This window comes from Aquabacter sp. DMC10 (assembly GCF_056314145.1).
Map to the genome: position 1 here is coordinate 332,881 of NZ_JBQUYX010000007.1, position 19,216 is coordinate 352,096.

General features: G+C 68.0%; 15 protein-coding genes and 3 tRNA genes. 10 read left to right on the plus strand and 8 right to left on the minus strand.

Annotated elements, in window-relative coordinates:
• Nucleotides 1-14: 14 nt before the first annotated feature.
• From ACT54L_RS19435 to ACT54L_RS19450, 4 genes are all read right to left on the minus strand, one after another.
• Nucleotides 15-440, minus strand: a complete 426-nt coding sequence (locus tag ACT54L_RS19435; RefSeq protein WP_476087275.1) for an acyl-CoA thioesterase — start codon at nt 438-440, stop codon at nt 15-17.
• A gap of 99 nt (nt 441-539) precedes the next feature.
• Nucleotides 540-1,766, minus strand: a complete 1,227-nt coding sequence (locus tag ACT54L_RS19440) for a hypothetical protein (RefSeq protein ID WP_476087276.1) — start codon at nt 1,764-1,766, stop codon at nt 540-542.
• A gap of 156 nt (nt 1,767-1,922) precedes the next feature.
• On the minus strand, nt 1,923-2,639 hold the full coding sequence (locus ACT54L_RS19445; RefSeq protein WP_476087277.1) for a response regulator transcription factor: 717 nt from the start codon (nt 2,637-2,639) through the stop codon (nt 1,923-1,925).
• Between the two features lie 10 nt (nt 2,640-2,649).
• On the minus strand, nt 2,650-4,803 hold the full coding sequence (locus tag ACT54L_RS19450; RefSeq protein ID WP_476087278.1) for a sensor histidine kinase: 2,154 nt from the start codon (nt 4,801-4,803) through the stop codon (nt 2,650-2,652).
• Between the two features lie 505 nt (nt 4,804-5,308).
• On the opposite strand from ACT54L_RS19450, the gene ACT54L_RS19455 reads away from it, so the two are divergent.
• The 3 genes from ACT54L_RS19455 (at nt 5,309) to ACT54L_RS19465 (ending at nt 8,124) form a co-directional block, all read left to right on the plus strand.
• Nucleotides 5,309-6,916 (plus strand): sensor histidine kinase, encoded by a 1,608-nt coding sequence (locus ACT54L_RS19455; RefSeq protein ID WP_476087279.1) that lies wholly within the window; start codon nt 5,309-5,311, stop codon nt 6,914-6,916.
• Nucleotides 6,913-7,518 carry a response regulator transcription factor gene (locus tag ACT54L_RS19460; RefSeq protein ID WP_476087280.1) on the plus strand — a complete coding sequence of 202 codons (606 nt, stop codon included), beginning with the start codon at nt 6,913-6,915 and terminating at the stop codon, nt 7,516-7,518. Before ACT54L_RS19455 ends, ACT54L_RS19460 begins: the two co-directional genes overlap by 4 nt.
• Nucleotides 7,519-7,638: 120 nt before the next feature.
• Nucleotides 7,639-8,124 carry a GlcG/HbpS family heme-binding protein gene (locus ACT54L_RS19465; protein ID WP_476087281.1) on the plus strand — a complete coding sequence of 162 codons (486 nt, stop codon included), beginning with the start codon at nt 7,639-7,641 and terminating at the stop codon, nt 8,122-8,124.
• 322 nt (nt 8,125-8,446) lie between these two features.
• Here the strand turns inward: ACT54L_RS19465 and ACT54L_RS19470 are convergent.
• Nucleotides 8,447-8,521: transfer RNA gene (locus ACT54L_RS19470), tRNA-Thr, on the minus strand.
• A 552-nt stretch (nt 8,522-9,073) separates the two neighbouring features.
• Between ACT54L_RS19470 and ACT54L_RS19475 the strand changes: the two genes are divergently transcribed.
• Complete coding sequence (locus ACT54L_RS19475; RefSeq protein ID WP_476087282.1) at nt 9,074-9,682, plus strand: hypothetical protein; 609 nt, start codon at nt 9,074-9,076, stop codon at nt 9,680-9,682.
• Between the two features lie 128 nt (nt 9,683-9,810).
• Here the strand turns inward: ACT54L_RS19475 and ACT54L_RS19480 are convergent, their stop codons facing one another.
• Nucleotides 9,811-11,481, minus strand: a complete 1,671-nt coding sequence (locus ACT54L_RS19480; protein WP_476087283.1) for an MFS transporter — start codon at nt 11,479-11,481, stop codon at nt 9,811-9,813.
• A 314-nt stretch (nt 11,482-11,795) separates the two neighbouring features.
• Complete coding sequence (gene rlmB / locus ACT54L_RS19485) at nt 11,796-12,638, minus strand: 23S rRNA (guanosine(2251)-2'-O)-methyltransferase RlmB (protein WP_476087299.1); 843 nt, start codon at nt 12,636-12,638, stop codon at nt 11,796-11,798.
• A 277-nt stretch (nt 12,639-12,915) separates the two neighbouring features.
• Between rlmB and ACT54L_RS19490 the strand changes: the two genes are divergently transcribed.
• From ACT54L_RS19490 to ACT54L_RS19515, 6 genes are all read left to right on the plus strand, one after another.
• Nucleotides 12,916-13,000, plus strand: a tRNA-Tyr gene (locus ACT54L_RS19490).
• 90 nt (nt 13,001-13,090) lie between these two features.
• Nucleotides 13,091-13,164, plus strand: a tRNA-Gly gene (locus ACT54L_RS19495).
• Between the two features lie 220 nt (nt 13,165-13,384).
• On the plus strand, nt 13,385-13,738 hold the full coding sequence (locus tag ACT54L_RS19500) for a hypothetical protein (RefSeq protein WP_476087284.1): 354 nt from the start codon (nt 13,385-13,387) through the stop codon (nt 13,736-13,738).
• Nucleotides 13,739-14,035: 297 nt separating this feature from the next.
• Nucleotides 14,036-16,354, plus strand: coding sequence for a CRISPR-associated endonuclease Cas3'' (locus ACT54L_RS19505; RefSeq protein ID WP_476087285.1), 2,319 nt, complete (start codon nt 14,036-14,038; stop codon nt 16,352-16,354).
• Between the two features lie 46 nt (nt 16,355-16,400).
• Entirely contained in the window at nt 16,401-17,078 is a 678-nt protein-coding gene (gene cas5c / locus ACT54L_RS19510; RefSeq protein WP_476087286.1) for a type I-C CRISPR-associated protein Cas5c, read from the plus strand.
• 455 nt (nt 17,079-17,533) lie between these two features.
• Nucleotides 17,534-18,094 carry a hypothetical protein gene (locus ACT54L_RS19515; RefSeq protein WP_476087287.1) on the plus strand — a complete coding sequence of 187 codons (561 nt, stop codon included), beginning with the start codon at nt 17,534-17,536 and terminating at the stop codon, nt 18,092-18,094.
• A gap of 43 nt (nt 18,095-18,137) precedes the next feature.
• On the opposite strand, the gene ACT54L_RS19520 is transcribed toward ACT54L_RS19515, so the two are convergent.
• Complete coding sequence (locus tag ACT54L_RS19520; protein WP_476087288.1) at nt 18,138-18,776, minus strand: hypothetical protein; 639 nt, start codon at nt 18,774-18,776, stop codon at nt 18,138-18,140.
• Nucleotides 18,777-19,216 lie beyond the last annotated feature (440 nt).

Genomic DNA, 19,216 nt, shown 5'->3' on the forward strand with positions numbered 1-19,216 from the left:
GCCGGTCCGGCCGGTCAGTCCTGCGGCAGCAGGAAGGCGTTCAGCCGCGCCACCGCCTCTTCGGAGAGGGGCGAGGACTTGCGGGTGGCATTGTCCACCCGCACCATCACCGTGTCCGCATTGGCCACGCGCTTGCCGTTCTGGAACAGCACCTGCCGCATCTGGACTGAGCTGCGGCCCACCGACAGCACGCCGGTGCCGATCCAGATTTCCCCCGGCCATAGCACTTCGGCGCGATATTCCATCAGCAGGCGGGCGAGCACGAAGGAGCCGCCCGGCCCCGCAAGGGAGCCACCCTGGCCGTAGAACAGCTCGGTGCGGCCGGTCTCCAGGAAGGTGGAGAAGACGGCATTGTTCACATGGCCCTGCCGGTCGGTGTCCCGATAGCGCAGCTTGTCGTAGGAGCGAACCGGAAAATCCTCGAGCGTCAGATCGCGCATGTCTCTCCCCGGAGCCGGCGCCATACCGGCAGAGCCGCAAGCTCTATCCGCCACCCGGCGCCCCCGCAAGTGCGTCAGGAGGGCTGCCTTATGGCGCGCTCACCGGGCCGGGCGGGCCTCCGGGGCGGGATGGGGCAGGATGAGCACCCAGGGCACCGGCCACAGGGCCAGGCGATCGCGGGAGGGGTCCGCCCGCCAGGCCGCCACTTCCGCCCGCCAGGCGGGTCCGTGGAAATAGGGGGCCGGCTGCCAGAACTGGACCACGCCCACCCCCACCACCCCCAGGGCGAGGCCGGAGGCCAGCAGGCGCAGGGGGAGGGCCGTGGCCCGTTCCGCCGCCGCCGCCACGAAGGCGAGAATCATCAGCACATTGGGCGCATAGGCATAGCGGCCATTGGCCAGGGGCAGGAGCAGGAGCCACGGGTCCTTGCCCAGCGCGCCGGCATAGGACACGACGGCAATCAGGAGGGCCGCCATCCCCAGCCAGCGACCGGCGGGGCTGCGCACCACGGCAAGCGCGAAAAGCCCGGCAACGCAGGCCAGCGCCGCCATCACCAGGCCCCTCCCGAGCGCCGTGCCGGACAGCAGCGCGACCGGCACGGCGTCCGCCAGGGGCCCAAGGCCCGGCAGGGCGAGGTTCTTGACCCCGAGGCCGCCGATCAGCGCCAGGACCGAGAAGCCGCTGCCGGCCCGCGCGCCGGAGGCGAGCCCCTGGGCCATCAGGATCGTCTGCAGCCCGGCCAGCGCGCACAGCAGGACGGCTTCGATCAGGTCGGGACGGGTGCGGCTGCGCAGGGCCTTCCAGGCAAAGAGCGGGGCCAGCGTCACCGAGACCGGCCCGGTGGCGCCTGCCAGCAGCAGGAAGAGGACGCGGAAGGTGGCGGGAAGCGCGGCCCGCCCGGTGACCAGCAGCACCGCCGTGCCGACGGCGAAGTGGAACTGGCTGTTGATGGTGTTGAGCCAGACCTCCACGCTCGGCTGCGCGAACAGCGGGGCCGCGACGGCCAGGGGGCGCAGCCAGAGCGGCCCGAAGGCGTCCGAGCGGGCGATGATCCAGACCACGGCGAGCTGCACCCCCAGGGCGCAGAGCGTGGTGACGCGCGCGGCCTCTTCCAGCGGCACTGCGGCGGCGCCAAGGGCGGCCAATTTGTTGAAGGCGGAGAAATAGCCGATGCGAGGGGCAAGCAGGGCATCGTACCAGGAGCCGAGCACCGCATCGTGGAAGTAAACGACCCCTTCTTCTGCAAACAGCCGGCCGTGCAGCAGGATGTCCGGGGTTCGGGAGGCGATGAGGAGCGCCGCGAGCCCCACCAGGACCCAGGCCAACAGGCGCGCCCCCCGGGACGGGGCGCCCTGCGGGAGCGAAAGAGGGGAGGGCTGGTGCAAAGGGCAACTCACGGGGTGACGATGGGCTGTCCCCTCGTGCCGCAGGCACCGCAGTCCCGTCAACCGCCCCGTCAGCGCCGGCGGTCGCTCGGGGGATCAGGCGCGGTCGGCGTCCCGGGTGACCGGGCCGGTGAAGACGTAGCCGATGCTGCGGGCGGAGGCGATGGGCAGCGCTTCGCCGGTTTCGGTCTGCACCTTCCGGCGCAGGCGGAAGACGATCAGGTCGAGGCCGCGCCCCAGCGTGTCTTCGGAGGGGCGGCGCACGTCGGAGATCAGCGCCGTGCGCGCCACCGGCTCGCCGGCCCGCTCGGTCAATTTGTTGAGCAGATGGTGCTCGGCCGCCGACAGCGAGACCGAGGCGCCGCCGGGGGCGATCAGGGTCCAGCGGGCGGTGAGGAACACCCAGCGGCCGGGTCCCGGACGCTCCACCGGCGCCGCATCCTTCGGCCCGGCGAGGCGCCGGGCGAGGTTGCGGATCAGCAGTTCCAGCTCCTGCGGGTCCACCGGCTTGGTGACATAATGGTCGGCGCCCACCGACAGGCCCTGGAGGCGGTCCTCCCGCCGGGTGCGGCCGGTGAGCATGATGATGCCGATGCCGGGCCGTTCCTTCAGGTGCACGGCGGCCTCGAAGCCGTCGAGGCCGGGCAGGTTGACGTCCAGCAGCACCACGTCGGCGGGGAATGTGGTCAGCTCGCGCTCGATATAGCGCGCATCGCGCAACGCGCGGACCTTGAAGCCCGAGCCGGTCAGGAGGGTGTCCAGACTGTCCCGAAGGTCGCTGTCATCTTCGACGATAAGCACATGAACCGACATGACCCCTCCCTCACCCCTTGAGCGCCGTGGGCCGGTCGAGGCCGGGATGGCACGGCAGCCAAACCTTGAAGACGCTGCCGCCTTCGCTCCTGTCGCCCACCTTGATCCAGCCGGCGTGCTGCTCGACGATCAGGCGGGCCAGATAAAGGCCGATGCCCGTGCCGGGCCGGGTCACCGTGGAGGGCGACCTGTAATAGCGCTCGAAGATCTCTTCCCGTTCCGCTTCCGGCACGCCGCGGCCGCGGTCGGCCACCTCGATCAGTACCCCCTCGTGCGCCGGCGCCACCGAGGTGGTGACCGGGCCGTCCGTGTGCTTGAGGGCATTGCCGACGAGATTGTCGAGCACGGTGCGCAGCAGCACCCCGTCGCCCTCGATCACCGTTTCCACGCAGGCGTCGAGGAAGACCCGGCCGGGCGCATGGGCCGCATGCTCGCGTACCACTTCGGCCACCAGCGCGCCCATTTCCACCGGGCGGTGCTGGAGCATCATGGCGGAATGTTCGAGCCATTCGTCGGCAAGGAAGGTGTCGATGAGGTTGGACAGCCGCGTCACCGAGCGGCCCACCTTCTCCACCTCCCGCCGCAGCGCGCTCATGCCCGTGCCGAGGCCCCGCTCCAGCACGGTCACCGCGAGGCGCATGGTGGACAGGGGGGTGCGGAATTCGTGGCTGACCATGACCAGGAAGTTGCGCTGTTCCTTCAGCGCCCGCTGCAGGGCGGCCTCGGCGCGGCGGCGACCCTCCACTTCCGCATTGAGGGCGGCGGTGCGCTCGGCGACCGCCTGCTCCAGCAGTTTTTCATTGCCGCGCGAGATGGCCAGCAACTGGCTTTCCAGTCGGCGCCGGGCGCGCGAGCCCGCCCGCATGGCTGAGGCAAGGCCCGCGAACACCGCCACCATGTGCAGGAAGCCGGCGGTCTGATAGCCCCAATTGAGGAAGTCGTTCAGCGGCGCGATGCCCAACACCACCAGCGAGAACCAGATGGTCGCCGCGCAATAGGCGGTGAAGCCCACGAAATACCAGCCGCCGGCCGGCTCGCCGCGGCGCATTTGCTGCAAGGCCAGCCAAGGCGACACCAGGCCGAGGCCCAGGATGCCGATCATCAGATAGGGCGCGATCAGCTTGTAATAGCCGAAGGCCGAGACGAGCACGCCCACGCCGCAGCAATAGCCCAACGCGCGGACATAAAGGTCCGCGAGCCGCTCCTGCTCATAGGGGCGGAACAGGGCCCGCACCATGAAGGCCCCCGCCATGGTGGCAAAGCAGCCCATCATGTTCTGGAGCCGGATCACGTTTCCCGGCTCCCAGGCGTTCAGCAGCACCTGGCCGAAACCGCCATTGCCCAGGAAGACCAGCGACACCGATCCCACATAGGCGCCGTACCAGCCGAATTGGGACGACCGCAGCCAGATGGCCATGATGAGCGTGCCGACGGAGGTGATGATGGCCGCGCCCACCCCCAGCGAGAACAGCAGCACGGACAAGGTGAGGTGCCGCAGCAGTTCCGGCAGGCGCCAGAGCGTGAGCTGGGCATTGAGCGCCCGGTTGCCGGACAGGCGCAGATAGACGTTCGAGGTTTCGCCGGCCGGCAGATGCAGCCGCACCACATTGGTGAAGGTGAACAGGTCCCGCTCGCGGGCGGGAATCATGGCGCCGGTTTCCTTGTGCCGCCGGCGCTGCAGGTTGCCGTCCTCCGCCTGGTCCGGCGCATAGACGGCGATGTGGTCCGTATAGGGAGCGGTAATGACGAGCCACCATTGGCCGTCGGCGGTGGGCTCCGGCGCGAGGCGCAGCCGCACCCACCAGGCGCCCTTGGGTACGTAGCTGGCGTTGAAATTGCCGGGCAGGGGCCTAAAGCGGTCCCCCGCGCGCTCCACGTCCTCCAGGGTCATGGTGCCCGCCGGGTCGTAGAAGGCCTCCAGATGGCCCTTGGCGGGAACTTCCAGGATGTCGGCGGGCAGGGTCAGCGGGCCGTGCTCGGCCGCCGCGCCATGGGTCGGCCAGAGCGCCGCGAGTGCGGCCAGGGCGAGGAGGGCAAGGGGCAGGACGGGCAGCAGGAGGCGGGGGAACCGGACGTAAGGCCTGTGTCGCCCCCGGACGGACCGAAGCGGGTCCGGCGGCGGGCGTGGCGAATGGGTCCGGTCATCCCCTTTATGTGGCCGCACAGCTTCGACCCTGTCGCACAATCAGACATTAACCCGCGCGGCAAAGCCTCGGGTCATGGAGGAGGGTGACGAGTGGGCCGCAACAACCCTCGCCGGGCACCGTGCAGGAGACGCCAGCATCTCCCGATCGGCTAAAAAAAAGCTTTGACTTGACGGTGATCAAATCCCGCATTCGGTTTCTCACACCCAGGCGGACGGGCCGTCAATGAAATAGTCCGTAAAAATAGGCAGATACGCACATGTGGTTGGAGGCTCCGGGATACCTTTGATCTCTTCTAGAGTCCGGGGGCGGGGGCGCGGCAGCAGGATGCGTGAAGGGGAAGGGCAGAGCGTTCCCTTCCACCGCCCGCCCGGCCGGTCCGTCCGACCCCGCCGGCAGCGCGACGCGCCTTCATGGTCCGGCGGAAATGGTCTAGCGTCCTTTCGGTTTTGAAGTCCGCTCGCAGTCCGGTCCGCACCCCGGTGGACTTGGCGCCCGGGCCGGCAGGAGCGAGGGAGGCGAGAGGTGGTGAAACGGCGCGGCGCCTCTCACGAACTCCTGGTGCTGCTCGCCCTCTGGCTCGGCCTCAATGCCGTGGTCGTGGGCCTGAGCGCCCGCGCGGCGCTGGAGCGGGCGCGGGCGGAGGCCGATGCCACCGGATTTGCCTTGCACCGGGTGATCTCGCAGCGGGTGGCGCAGCATGATGCGCTCCTCACCAGCCTGGTGGCGCTGGCGCTGGTGGCCGATCCCCCGCCGCAGGACGCCATTCTCCAGGTAAGCCAGAGGTTCATGCGCTTTTATCCGCGTGTGGCCGGCATCGACCTGGTGTCGCTGGCGCAGGCCGACGGCACGGTCTCGCTGCGGTCCCTGATGTCACTGGCGCCCGACGCCGCCGATTTGCGCAACCTTGCCGCCGCTCTCTATGCCCTCACGCCAGGCGAGCCGCGCAGCTTCCTCGATCCCTCCGCGCCCCGCCATTATCTGGTGGGCAAGAAGGCGAGCGGGGCCAATCCGGCGCTGGCGGTCGTTCTTGCCATTGATGCCGCGCTGCTGGTGGAGCCGTCGGAGCGTCCCCCCTGGGCGCAGGTGACGCTTGCCCTCGACGGCCGGACCCTGGTGCGGTGGCCGGCGGAGCAGGGGGACGGCACCCACGCCTGGCTGCCGGAGCCGCGCTTCTCCCGCCCCATAGAGAACCCCAGCCAGCCCCTCGCCTTCACCCTCGTGCGGCCGCTGTCGCTGGCCGAGCTTCTTGATCCGCGGCTGACCCTCGGCTTTGCCGGCCTGTCGCTGCTGGCCGTGCTGGTGCTGCATGACGCCTGGCGCCAGCGCCGTGCCGCCCGCCTGTCGCAGGAGACCGCCCGGCTTGCCGAACAGCGCACGCGGATGTTGGAGCACGAGACCCGCCTCGCCCATGCGGCGCGGGTGAATGCCCTGGGGGAGCTGGCCTCCGGCATCGCCCATGAGCTGACCCAGCCGCTCACTGCGCTCCTGAGCCAGAGCCAGGCGGCGCGGCGGCTGGCGCGGCCCGGTGGCGACCCGGCGCTGCTGGACCAGGCGCTGGAGGCCAATGTGCGCGAGGCGCGGCGGGCCGGCGAGATGCTGAAGCGCATGCGCGATTACATCAGCAACCGCGCCGCCCGCCCCGTGCTCACCCCCGTCCAGCGCATCCTGGACGATGTGGCCGGGCTGGTGCAGGCCGATCTCGACCGGCGCGGCATCACGCTCCTCCTGGAGAGCGCGGCGCCGGACGCGCAGATCCTGGCCGACCCCATCGAGATGGAACAGGTGCTGCACAATCTCATCCGCAACGCCGCCGACAGCCTCGACGGCGCCGACCCTGAGAAGACCATCACCGTGCGCACACGCGCCGTGCCCGCCTCCGCCGCCGGGGACGGGCGAGTGGAGATCCGCGTGTGCGACACCGGGCCCGGCATTCCCGCCGCCGCGCTGCCGCGCCTGTTCGAGCCCTTCTTCACCACCAAGCCGGAGGGGCTGGGCCTTGGCCTTTCGCTGTGCGCCACCCTGCTGGAGCGTTGCGGCGGCACCATTGCCGCCGGCAATGCACCGGAGGGGGGCGCCGTCTTCACCCTCACGCTTCCCGAGGCGGGCGCCGCCCGGCTGGCCGCGCAATGACTGCCGCGCGCATCTATCTCGTCGATGACGACCAGCCGGTGCGGGAGGCGCTGACCTTGCTGCTCGGCACCTATGGCATGACGGTGGAGGCCTTCGCCGATCCCGCGACCTTCCTGGCCCATGTGGACCGGGGACGGCCCGGCTGCCTCATCCTGGACCTGCGTATGCCCCTGATCAGCGGCCTGCAATTGCAGCAGAAGCTGGTGGAACGCGGCATCGACTGGCCGGTCATCATGATTACCGGCCATGGCGACGTGAATGCCTGCCGCCGCGCTTTCAAGGCCGGCGTGCTGGATTTCCTCTCCAAGCCCGTGGACGAGCAGGTGCTGCTGGATGCCATCGCGGCGGCGCAGAAGGCCCTGGAACAGGTGCTGGAGCGGGCGGAGGCGCAGGATCTCCTGGGCCGCCTCACCGAGCGCGAGCGCGAGGTGCTGGACATGGTGTGCCAGGGCTGGGCCAGCAAGGAGATCGCCACCGCCCTCAATGTCTCCGCGCGCACCATCGATGCCCACCGCGCCCATATTGCGGAAAAGCTCGGCACCAGCTCGGTGGCCGAATTCGTGCGCCTGACCCTGGCGGACCCCGCGCCCCCGTCTCGGTAGCCCTACCTATATCGCCCTGTGGCGGCACGGATTCAGGCCGGGCGGCACCGCCGCTAGATCTGAGGCCAGGAAGCGTATCGCTTTCGCCACCGATCCCGCGACCCCCTGGGGAGACCGACCATGACCCGCTTCATCCTCGCCGCCGCCACGGCTCTTGCCTTCACCTCGGCTGCCTCCGCGCAGGTCCTGCAGGAAAAGAACATGCCGCTGACCTTGGCCGCTGACCTCGCCCGGGACACGGTCGCCGCCTGCAGCGCCCAGGGCTACAATGTCACCGCCACCGTGGTGGACCGTGCCGGCGTGGTGCGCGCGGTGCTGCGCGCCGACAATGCCGGCCCCCACACCGTGGATGCCTCCCGCCGCAAGGCCTTCACCTCCGCCTCCACCCGCCTGCCCACCTCGACGGTGGCCGAGAATGTGCAGAAGAACCCGGCGGCGGCGCAGCTGGTGGCCATTGACGGCTTCCTGGTTCTGGCCGGCGGCGTGCCGGTGAAGGTGGGCAATGAGACCATCGGCGCCATCGGCGTCGGCGGCGCCCCCGGCGGCAACCTGGACGAAGCCTGCGCCACCGCGGCCCTCGCCAAGGTTCAGGACCAGCTCAAGTGAATTGAGGCCGCTGTTCTGCCGGTCCATTGCAGGAGGGGGGCGCGCACGACGCGCCCCTTTTTGCGTGGGAAATGGAATGCGGGACACGGGCGGGTTCACTCTGGCCCGTGTGGCGATCCGGCGGCGTTATGCCGGCTCTCATTCCTGCGGCGGGAAAGACACGCTCCGGCGCGAGAAACGCCCCTTCATCATCCGCGACGTGTCGGCGGGGCTCCCGCCGGGCCGAGTCGGCGGCGCCAACGGCCCGGCGCCAACGGCCTCGCGCCAAGCGGGGAGTGAAACCCCGGTCGCGTCCGTTGAACCCCGCGTCCCCCGCTGTGTGTGGTGCCGGCTGAGGGGATCGAACCCCCGACCTTCGGTTTACAAAACCGCTGCACTACCGCTGTGCTAAGCCGGCCCTGGTCCCTTCGGCGCTCGGCCGTCGGGTCCTCCCCGAACCCCGGCGCACGGCCGATGGGTTCGCTTCTGCCGGCATCTATTCCGCGACAGCGGCCTGTTCGTCAACCTCTTGCCTGCACCGCGCGGGTCGTCGGCGGCGGGTTGGCTTTCGCGGCCGGCGTTGGGGAGGGCGGCACTGCGTGCGCCGATGGGAGGCGGGTCAGCGGATGACGGCGCCCCCCGATGGCCCGTCGCCCCCCCTTGCAGCCGAGCGGCGCTCCTGCTTTTTCATGAAAGAATTCGGAAGAAGAGATGATGTGATAAAAGAGTGTATTGTTTATATAATTGCCTCTATAAGTTGCATATATGAATCATCCATAATAAAATGAAACAAAATATTCCTGCCTGTGCGCCGTCGATTGTCCTGAAATGATGATTTCGTGTGCCTATGATCGCCGCGACGTCGGATAGATCACGGTGTGACTGCTCCTCTGCAGGTGGGGCTGTCTCTGAGATCGGCTTGTCTGACGGATATGATCTGGCCGGTTCGGCCGCTGCCACGGGAGCCTTCATGAAAGCCCATCTTGTTCTCGGCCTTGGCCTGCTCACCGGCCTTTGGGCTGCGCCCGCCCGCGCCCATGTGTTCGCTCCCACGGTGACCAGCTGCATCCGCAATGAGGTGGTCACCGTCATCTCCAGCCCCAAGACCGATGATGCCGGACTGAGATTCCAGGTCCGCCGGAGCACGCAGGATGCGAAGGCCGATTGCGCCCTGGAGGCGCGCGCCAGCGATGTGGTGCTCGGCACCGGTCCGATGGATGCCCTCTATTACATCACGCTCGCCAAGACCTTCCTGATCCTGGACGCCGGCACGGGGCCGGACCGGGGCCTCGTCATCTACCAGGTGCCGGAGGGCAAGGAGCTGTTTTCGGGCGGCTATTCCGTGCAGGGGCGGTGCGATCCGACCACAGGGTGCGAATCGGACGAGTTTGCCATCGACGAGACCGGCCTCACCTTCTGGCGGGAGATCCCGGAGAAGGCCGGCGCCAACAATTGTCCCGGCTACGCGAGACTAGTCAGGGCAACAGGCTCGGCCGCCATTGAGGAGAAGTCGCTGTTTCGATTCTCGACCCGCGCGGTTGAGCCGCTGAAAGGGCGGCGCTGCGTTCCGCAGCAATAGGGGCGGGCCAGCCCGCAATAAAAAGGCGCCCCGCCGGGGGGCGGAGCGCCTGTCTTGCGAAACCGATGGCGCCGGGGGCAACCCGGGGTGAGGAAGACGGGCGGCGCCGAGGCCCCGCCCGCACGCCCTCAGTGCCAGTCGTCCAGGTTCCGGTTCTTGGTCTCCGGCAGGAACAGGAGGCCGATGACGATGGTGATGCAGGCCACCACGATCGGGTACCACAGGCCGGCGAAGATGTTGCCGGTGGCGGCCACGATGGCGAAGGCGGTGGGGGGCAGGAAGCCGCCGAACCAGCCGTTGCCGATGTGGTAGGGCAGCGACATGCCGGTGTAGCGGATGCGGGTGGGGAAGAGTTCCACCAGCAAGGCGGCGATGGGCCCGTACACCATGGTCACGTAGAGGACCAGGATGAACAGGAGGCCGATCATCTTCAGCGAGCGGCCATCGGTGAGCACGCCACCGATGGTGGGCTGCTTCAGGATGGAGGCGTCGCCCGCCTTGGGATAGCCGGCGGCCTGGGCGGCGGCGACGATGGAGGCACCGGTCTTGTCGGTGTCCGGGATGGTCACGGCAGCGCCGTTGACCGTGGCGCTCAGCGCAGAACCGGCGGCGCCGGGCACCAGCTCATAATGCATGGAGTTGGTGGCCAGCGTCCGGCGGTACACGTCGCACGGCCGGGTGAAGACGCGCACGCCCACCGGGTCGAACAGGGTGCCGCAAGTGGCCGGGTCGGCGGTCACCACGATCTTCACGTTCTCCGTCGCCGCGATGAGCTTGGGATTGGCCGTGGTGGCGATCATGTTGAAGAGCGGGAAGTAGGTGGCCGCCGCGATGAAGCAGCCCAGCAGCAGGATCGGCTTGCGGCCCACCTTGTCCGACAGCATGCCGAACACGATGAAGAAGGGCGTGCCGATGAGCAGCGAGAAGGCGATCAGCAGGTTCGCCGTGGTGCCGTCCAGCTTCAGGGTCTGGGTGAGGAAGAACAGGGCGTAGAACTGGCCCGTGTACCACACCACGGCCTGGCCGGCGGTGGCGCCGAACAGGGCGATGAGGGCGATCTTGGCGTTGCCCCAGGTGCCGAAGGCTTCCTTGAGCGGCGCCTTGGAGCGGGTGCCCTCTTCCTTCATGCGCTGGAAGGCGGGGGATTCGCTCAGCTGCAGGCGGATCCACACCGAGAAGCCCAGAAGGATGATGGAGAGCAGGAAGGGAATGCGCCAGCCATAGGCGGCGAAGGCTTCCGGCGTCATGGACAGGCGCAGGGTCAGGATGACCAGCAGCGACAGGAACAGGCCCACCGTGGCGGTGGTCTGGATCCAGGAGGTGTAGAAGCCGCGCCGGCCATGGGGCGCATGCTCGGCCACATAGGTCGCCGCGCCGCCATATTCGCCGCCGAGCGCCAGGCCCTGGAGCAGGCGGCAGATGATGAAGGCCGTGGGGGCGAGATAGCCGATGGAATCGAAGCCGGGCAGGATGCCGACCAGGAAGGTCGAGATGCCCATGATCACCATGGTGACCAGGAAGGTATATTTGCGGCCGATGAGGTCGCCCAGGCGCCCGAACACCAGCGCGCCGAAGGGACGGACCGCGAAGCCGGCGGCAAAGCCGAACAGCACGAAGATGAACTTGGCGGTGTCATTGGTGCCGGGCACGAAGGTGGCGGCGATATTGGCCGCCAGCGAACCGGCGAGATAAAAGTCGTACCACTCGAAGACGGTGCCGGCGGAGGAAGCGATAATGACCTTTCGCTCCTCCCGGGTCATCGGCCCGGCCGCGGCGGCCGGTGCGGTCGTTACTGACATGAGCTTTCCTCCCAGCATCAAACGAAACCCCGCCAGCGGGGCGGGCACGCGGCCTGACGGCCGGAACGGATGTGCGGGAGGGTGAACGCAAGGGTTCTGCGGCACGCAAGGCGCGCCTCAGCTTTGGCATTTCCTCCTGCGCATCGTCTTCGCCCGCGTCATTTGGCGCGCGGGCATGTCCGGACGAGGTGGTGCGCAATGAGGAGAGCATGCCTGACCTTCCGCAGGCGCGCGATTGGTCAATGGTCTAAGTCGGCGCGCCGCTTTTGCGGTGCGCAAAGGCTTGCAGGCCAAGGTGTGCGGCGCGCGGCCGCTCAGCCGCGCTTCAGTTGCCGCCGCGCCATGCCCAGCGACAGGGCCGCCGCATTGGAGACGTTGAGCGACTTGATGACCCCCGGCAAATCGATGCGGGCGAGCACGTCGCAGGTCTCGCGGGTGAGCTGGCGCAGTCCCTTGCCCTCGGCGCCCAGCACCAAGGCGAGGGGGGCGCGCAGGGCCGTGTCCTCCAGGTCCGCCGGGCCCTCGCTGTCGAGGCCCACCACCAGCATGCCATTGTCTTTCAGCTCGGTGAGGGCGCGGGCGAGATTGGTCACCAGGCAGAAGGGCACATGCTCCAGGCCCCCGGAGGCGCTCTTCGCCAGGACGCCGGTGGCCGGCGGGCTGTGGCGGGCGGTGGTGACGATGGCCCCCACCGCAAACGCGGCCGCCGAGCGCACGATGGCGCCCACATTGTGCGGGTCGGTGATCTGGTCGAGCACCAGGACGAGATCGGCCTTCGCCACGTCGCGCAGGCGCGGGGAGGGCAGGTGCTCGGCCTGCACGAGAAGGCCCTGGTGGACCGCGTCCGGCCCCAAGAGCTTGTCGATCTGCGAGGGGCGCACGATTTCCGGGGCGATGGGCAGCTTCAGGCCCTCTTCGGCCAACCGGTTCACCGCATTCTCGGTGGCCATGATCTTGCGGAAGCGCCGCTTGGGATTGGCCAGCGCCTCCGAGACCGTGTGCCAGCCATAGAGCAGGGCCACGTCCTCATCGCCTTCCCACGCGGGGGCCGGCCCGCCTTTGGGACGGCGCGGCGGGAAGGGGCGGTTGCCGCCTTGGCCGCCGAAGGGGCGGCTGGAGGCGGGGCGGTGCGGGGGGCGGCTCGGCCGGTCGGACATGGCCATGGCTTTGTCAGAGCGCGCGCCCGCGCGCAAGGGCAAAGGCGGAAGGCCAGCCGCGCGCGCGACGCACCGCCCGGCCGTGTCGGGCCAAGGCGGAGCGCGGCGGCCGCGTGTTCTGGCGCCAGCCATCCACAGGCGCGCAAAAAGCTCTCAGATTTTCGGTTGACTTGTGGGGGGCGCCCTCACATAAAACCGGGCCTCGGGAGCCGGTTGACGCCGCTTCCGAAGCAGTCGGGCTGACCCTTGGGCCAGCCCGGATGACGGGCCCAGATGTGGAGGGGTGCCCGAGTGGTTAAAGGGGACGGACTGTAAATCCGTTGGCTCTGCCTACGTTGGTTCAAATCCAACCCCCTCCACCACCCGTCGTCCGGAAGATCCGGCTGCGCTGTCCGCCGGGGCAGGGTGCAAGCCCACCCCTGGCCTGCCGCCCGGAACGGCCCGGTTGGTGCGCGGGTGTAGCTCAATGGTAGAGCAGCAGCCTTCCAAGCTGAATACGAGGGTTCGATTCCCTTCACCCGCTCCAAACCCGTTTTCCGCGCTGCGAACCCGCGTCTTCCGAGTGCCGGGGCTCCGAATTCAGAGACCGCTACGCGAAGGCGAAGGAACGCCAAGCCGCGCACGGTACGCTGATCGCCGAGAATGAGAAGCTCACCGGTCAGATGCGGGACGCGGCCACGGTACAGTCGAAGGCGGCACAGGCCGAGATCGATCAGAGGAGCGCCATACCTAAACTTGAGGCAGCCTTGGCGAAGCTGGACTGCCTCGTTGAGGCGCGGCGCGCGGTTCTGAAGGGGTCGGCTGAACGGATAGCGGAGAAGTCGGCGGGATCGCTGAAGGCGAAGGTGGAGCGAGATAGAAACCCGGCTGATGCGGGCACCGCCCTTTGCGCATTGTTCGATGGCAGTCGCTTCCGAGAAACGGAGATGCATTGCGAGAAGTGGGCCGCCGCGTATTCGCAGCTGAACCTTCGGGTTGGCGTGAGCTCTGCGCAAGATTGCTCGGCGCCTATCGGGACAAATTGCTCGCCGGCAGCCCCCGAGCCCGGCACTGACGCCGTGGCCCATTTGCGCGACACATTGGCGGCACTGCTCCGCTGACCTCGCAGCAGCTTGCGCGGGTGCACGCCAATCTGACCGACCAAACGCTAGGGAAGGTTTTCGCTGCGACGCCGCGTGATTTTTGAACTTTGAGCCAGTTCTTGGTGTTTCAATAAAGTATATCGCAGTTTTAACAAAGACGAGAAGCCCCGCGTGTGTGGCGAATATTAACTGCGGCTTTTTCACCCTCCGCCAAGGGTATGATCACCGCTTTCGCCAAGTAGCGTCTCATGATGAACTGCTTGTCCAATGCCCGGCTGCATTCGACTGCAGGAAGGACTTCTGCAAAAGGGCTGTATGACGAGTATGATCCAAGCCTATGCCCACTCCCTTCCCGGCGCGTCCATGGAACAGTGGGAAACGCTGCCAGACCATAGTCATCGGGTCGGCGAGCAGGCCGCGGTATTCGGCGCGCACCTCGGCTGGGCGGAGATTTTGCGTCTGGCAGGATGGCTCCATGACATTGGCAAGCTGTCGCCGGAGTTCCAGGCCTATATCGCCGGCGACCGGACATCCGGTGGCGACCATTCGTCTGCCGGCGCCCGGATTGCTCTGGATTCTTACGGCCCCAATTTCGGCATGGTGCTGGCTGCCATCATCGCCGCGCACCATGCGGGCCTTGCGGACGGCGAGGATCTGCAGCGCCGCATGTCGCGCGCGAAGAGCCTCATTCCTGCTCGCTGGGACATGCAGACGGGGCCGTTGCCAAACATGGCTCAACTGAAGCCGAGTGTTGCCCTGCCAACCGGCGGGCCAAAGGGCTTCGCGCAGAGCTTTCTCATTCGGATGCTGTTCTCGTGCCTGGTCGATGCGGATTTCATCGCCACCGAGGCCTTCTATGCCCGAGCCTCCGGCGAGGCTGTGGCGCGCGGCGGCCACGCCGAGATGTCCACCCTGCGGGACAGGCTCCGCGTTTTCATGGCGGACAAGAGCGCCAGCGCGCCCGTCACGCCCCTCAATGCGCTCCGGGCGGACATCCTGGATCATGTACGTGAGAAGGCCGCTCTTTCGCCGGGCCTGTTCAGCCTCACCGTCCCCACCGGCGGCGGCAAGACGCTGGCTTCATTGTCGTTCGCCTTGGACCATGCGGTACGGCATGGTCTGCGGCGGATCATCTATGTGGTCCCCTACACCTCGATCATCGAACAAACCGCGCAGGTGTTCCGCGACGCGCTGGGCACCCAGGACGACGTACTGGAGCATCACGCCAGCTTCGACTGGGAGGCGGCCCGCGCTAGCCGGGCCGCCGATGACGAGGCGCCAGATGCCGTGACCAAGCTCCAACGGGCGGCGGAGAATTGGGACGTGCCCCTCATCGTCACCACGGCGGTGCAGTTCTTCGAGAGCCTGTTTTCCAACCGCACCTCCCGCTGCCGCAAGCTGCACAACATTGCCGGCAGCGTGGTGGTGCTCGATGAAGTCCAGACCTTGCCGCTGCCCCTGCTGCTGCCAAGCCTGGCGGCCATCGAGCAATTGGCGCTGAACTATCGGGCGAGCGTCGTCCTGTGCACGGCGACGCAGCCGGCCCTGCGGCAGGTCGATGGGGCGCTGCGCGATGCGAATGGCACGTCGCTCGCCCTGGACCTGCCGCCGGAGCGGGAATTGGCGCCGGACCCGGCGGGCCTTTACGAGAAGCTCAAGCGCGTCGTTGTTGAGCGGCGGGTGGAGCTCGTGGCGGATGAGGAGATCGCCGCGCGCTTCGCCGCGCAGGCGCAGATGCTGTGCATCGTCAACACCCGCCGTCATGCGCGGGCGCTGTTCGAGGCCATCCGCCATCTGCCAGGGGCCGTGCATTTGTCCACCCAGATGTGCGCGCGCCATCGGCGCAAGGTGCTTGCGGGGCTGCGGGACAGGCTGAAGGCCGGCGCGCCGGTGCGACTGGTGGCGACCTCCTTGATCGAGGCGGGCGTGGACATCGACTTTCCGGAAGTGTGGCGCGCCGCCACTGGCCTGGATTCCCTTGCGCAAGCGGCGGGCCGAGCCAATCGGGAGGGCGCCCTGAAGGATGCTTCGGGGCGGCCGTGCCTGGGGCGGGTGGTGGCGTTCGAGCCGGTGGACGGTCATCTCCAGCACGACATCAAACTGCGCTGGCACGCCGCCCGTGACGTGCTCAAAGCCGATCAGGATCCGCTAGGCCTTGAAACCGTCACCGCCTATTTCCGTGAACTCTACTGGCGCAAGGGGGACGCGAAAAAGGTGTTCGATGCCGCGCGGGTCGGCCCCTATCCCGGCATCTTGCCGGCCATCGCAGAGACCGCGCGCGGCTTCGCCTTTCCCTTCCGCTCCATCGCCGAGGCCTATCGCATGATCGACGAGGAAGGCATGGAGCCCGTGGTGGTGCCCTGGCAGGAGGGGCTTGAGGATGGTGATGCGCCGGCCTTGCTGGCGCGCATCGCCGCCATGGAGCTGCCCCGAGGGGCGGACCTTCGTCGGCTTCAGCACTATGTGGTGCCCGTGCCGAAGAAGGCGCGCGACGAATGGCTAAAGCGGGGCGCGCTCATTCCCGTCCATGCCGCCCTCGGCGCGGCGATCCTGAGGTTTCCAGACCTGTCCCATTATCGTGCAGAGACGGGCCTCGACCTTGAGGATCTCGGCGCGCGGGATGCATTCGGTTGAGAATGTCGCGCGAAATCGCCTAGGTTGTCGCCCGGGGGGCGATTCCATGTCCTACGGGGTCCGGCTGCACGTCTGGGGTGAGCGCGCCTGTTTCACGCGCCCGGAAATGAAGGTGGAGCGCGTCTCCTATGACGTGATGACCCCTTCCGCCGCCCGCGGCATCCTGGAGGCCATCCACTGGAAGCCGGCCATCCGCTGGGTGGTGGATGCCATCCATGTGTTGCGGCCGATCCGTTTCCACGCCTTTCGCCGCAATGAGGTGGGGGCCAAGGCCAGCGCCGCCACCGCCGCCACCGCCATGCGGGCCGGGAGCATGGCCGGGCTCGGCCTCGTGGTGGAGGACAACCGGCAGCAGCGCGCCACCTTGTTTCTCAATGACGTGGCCTATGTGATCGAGGCCCATTTCGAGCTGACCGCCAAGGCCGGCCCGCAGGACAGCGAAGCCAAGCATCTGAGCATGTTCAATCGCCGCGCGGTGTCCGGGCAGTGCTTCCACCGCCCGTGCCTCGGCACCCGGGAATGCGTGGCCGACTTCGCCCTTCTTCAGCCCGGCGCGCCGCTGCCGGAGAGCACCTTGCCGGCGGACCAGCGCGAGCGGGATCTCGGCTGGATGCTGCACGACATCGACTTTGCCAATGACCACACCTCCCACTTCTTCCATGCCCGGCTCACCGGCGGTGTGCTCGATGTGCGGCGCTGCCTGGCCGAAGGCACGGTGTCATGACCATCCTCGGCGCCTCCCACGCGCCCTTGCCGGCCGCCAACTGGCGCGCGGTTCGCACAACGCCCCTCTTTTTCGCAACGGACTCAAACTGCTACTGATGCAGCGGTCGCCCCCTCACGGGGGCGTGGATCGAAACCCGACATTGTCCGGCATGCGCCAGCCCTTGGCGCGGCTCACTGCCAGATGAAGAAGGTCCCTGCAGCGCCCTTGGACCTTCGCATCGGCCGCGGCCCTGTGGCTGGACTCTAAGCCCGCGACCGGAAGCAACAGGATCCGGCTCTATCCAAAAAAGTCAGAGAGCGATTCACCGACCGGATGGAACCGCAAGCGGTTCATTGCGGTCGGATCGCGCTCTAAGCCGAAGGCGCACTGCAGCCGTGTCATTTCCCCTTTTTGTCACCTGGCTGGGCGCCTTCTACCTGAGGTAGATCTGGGCCTCCAAGCTGGAGGCATCCGTGACCGAAAAGCACCTGATGATCGCCATCAATTGGTATGGTCCGTATCGAGATATCGATGAAGCGCGCCAGCGTGCGCGTGAAGACTACGAACACGCCCTGTATCTGGCGATCGGCGCGTGCGAGCGGGAAGCGCCCGTTTCGCTGCAATATGTGGGGATCGGAGTTGCGGTCCATACGCGGCTCAACGCGCGTCATCACAAGCTGAGCCTGATCGCCTATGGCCGGGAATTGTGGCTCGGTGAGATCGCCACCGCGGAGCCGTCGGGCAAGCGCTTGAAGGCGACTCGCACCACTCTCGATTTCGCGGAATGGCTGCATGCGCGGTTTCTGGGTTTGCCCCTCAACGAAAGGAAGACCAAGCAACTGCCATCGCGCAGCGTCACGGTCCTCAACCGTTGGTACGACACCGATTATGAGACCCCGCGGGACCGGCCTCATCCCGACTGGCCCGATCTCATTGATTATCCCGATTACGACTTGCCCGCACGGGCGGTCTGGTTCGGTGGTCGGCAAGTCGTCTTTGCGGCGCCCCTTTATGAGCTCCCCACGGTCGTTTGAATTCGGAGCGGTCGAACAACAGGCCCGGTCCGCCGTGCGCGGCTCACCAGCCGGGCAGGCGGATGACGGTCTTGACCTGGTCGGTCACCGTGGCGAGCGCGGTGCGGGTGGCGTCGACGGTGCGGTCCACCAGATTGGGCTCGGGCGGCGGGGCGTTGGGGTTGAGCGCGAGCGGCGGGCGCAGGGCCGCGGTGGTGGCGCTCGCCGTGGCGGTGGCCGAAGCGGGCGTTGCCCCCTGAACCGCTCCCTGAACCGCCCCCTGTGCCGTTCCTTGCGCCGCTGCCAGCTTGGCTGGGTCACGGCTGTCGCAGGCGGGATTGCAGGCGTCGAAGCGCTCGACGCCGGCCGGAAGGGCGGAGGCGGTCGGCGTGGTCGAGCGGACCGCCACGGTCTTTACGTTCGGCACCGGCACGGAGGGCCGCGGCACGGGCACCGGCTCGGGCGCGCTCGCCACGGCGGCGGGTACCGCCTGCGGCTGGGCCGGGAACTCGAACAGGCCGGGCTCGGCGGGGGCGGGGCGCGCGCTCGCCCAGGGATGGGGCGCGGCGTCGCGGGCGGGCAGGAGACGGGGCAGCACGCCAACGCCAAACGCGGCCAGCGCGCAGCCGGCGAGGACGATGCCGGTCAGCCGTGCGGGCAGGGTCCGCGGACGCAGGAAGTGGCGAGGGAACAGATCGTACACGGCGGTCGCTCCGTTTGAGCCAGGTCCATCATCTCTCTGCAGGCTTACGGGAAACTTACCGCCTGACAGGCCGGGCAGGCCGGGACGGCGCGCCTTGAAGCGTGTTCTGAGCTGTGACCGCGGCGAATTTTGGTCGCTGGCGTGGCCGTGTGTGACGCAGGTCAGGCAAAATGTAAGCGCATGTTTCAAGCCGGCTTTCCGCCGCAAAGGAGGAGGCCTTGGAGCGCGCGCCCGCCCGGACGCGGGAGGGGCCGCCGGCGCGCAAAAGGCCCGCTGCATTACGGCCCCTTGCAGACTTGAAGGAAACCTCCTATCCCACGGCGGCTTTTTTCGCCTTCGCGGCGCGCCACCGACCACCATTGAGAGAGTCCCATGGCCAAAGAGAAATTCAACCGCTCGAAGCCGCACTGCAACATCGGCACGATCGGTCACGTTGACCA

Coding starts and splice junctions, on each gene's coding strand:
- ACT54L_RS19435 (WP_476087275.1), bottom strand. CDS start 440: ATGCGCGATCTGACGCTCGAGGATTTTCCGGTTCGCTCCTACGACAAG.
- ACT54L_RS19445 (WP_476087277.1), bottom strand. CDS start 2,639: ATGTCGGTTCATGTGCTTATCGTCGAAGATGACAGCGACCTTCGGGAC.
- ACT54L_RS19460 (WP_476087280.1), top strand. CDS start 6,913: ATGACTGCCGCGCGCATCTATCTCGTCGATGACGACCAGCCGGTGCGG.
- ACT54L_RS19465 (WP_476087281.1), top strand. CDS start 7,639: ATGACCCGCTTCATCCTCGCCGCCGCCACGGCTCTTGCCTTCACCTCG.
- ACT54L_RS19475 (WP_476087282.1), top strand. CDS start 9,074: ATGAAAGCCCATCTTGTTCTCGGCCTTGGCCTGCTCACCGGCCTTTGG.
- ACT54L_RS19480 (WP_476087283.1), bottom strand. CDS start 11,481: ATGTCAGTAACGACCGCACCGGCCGCCGCGGCCGGGCCGATGACCCGG.
- rlmB (WP_476087299.1), bottom strand. CDS start 12,638: ATGTCCGACCGGCCGAGCCGCCCCCCGCACCGCCCCGCCTCCAGCCGC.
- ACT54L_RS19505 (WP_476087285.1), top strand. CDS start 14,036: ATGACGAGTATGATCCAAGCCTATGCCCACTCCCTTCCCGGCGCGTCC.
- cas5c (WP_476087286.1), top strand. CDS start 16,401: ATGTCCTACGGGGTCCGGCTGCACGTCTGGGGTGAGCGCGCCTGTTTC.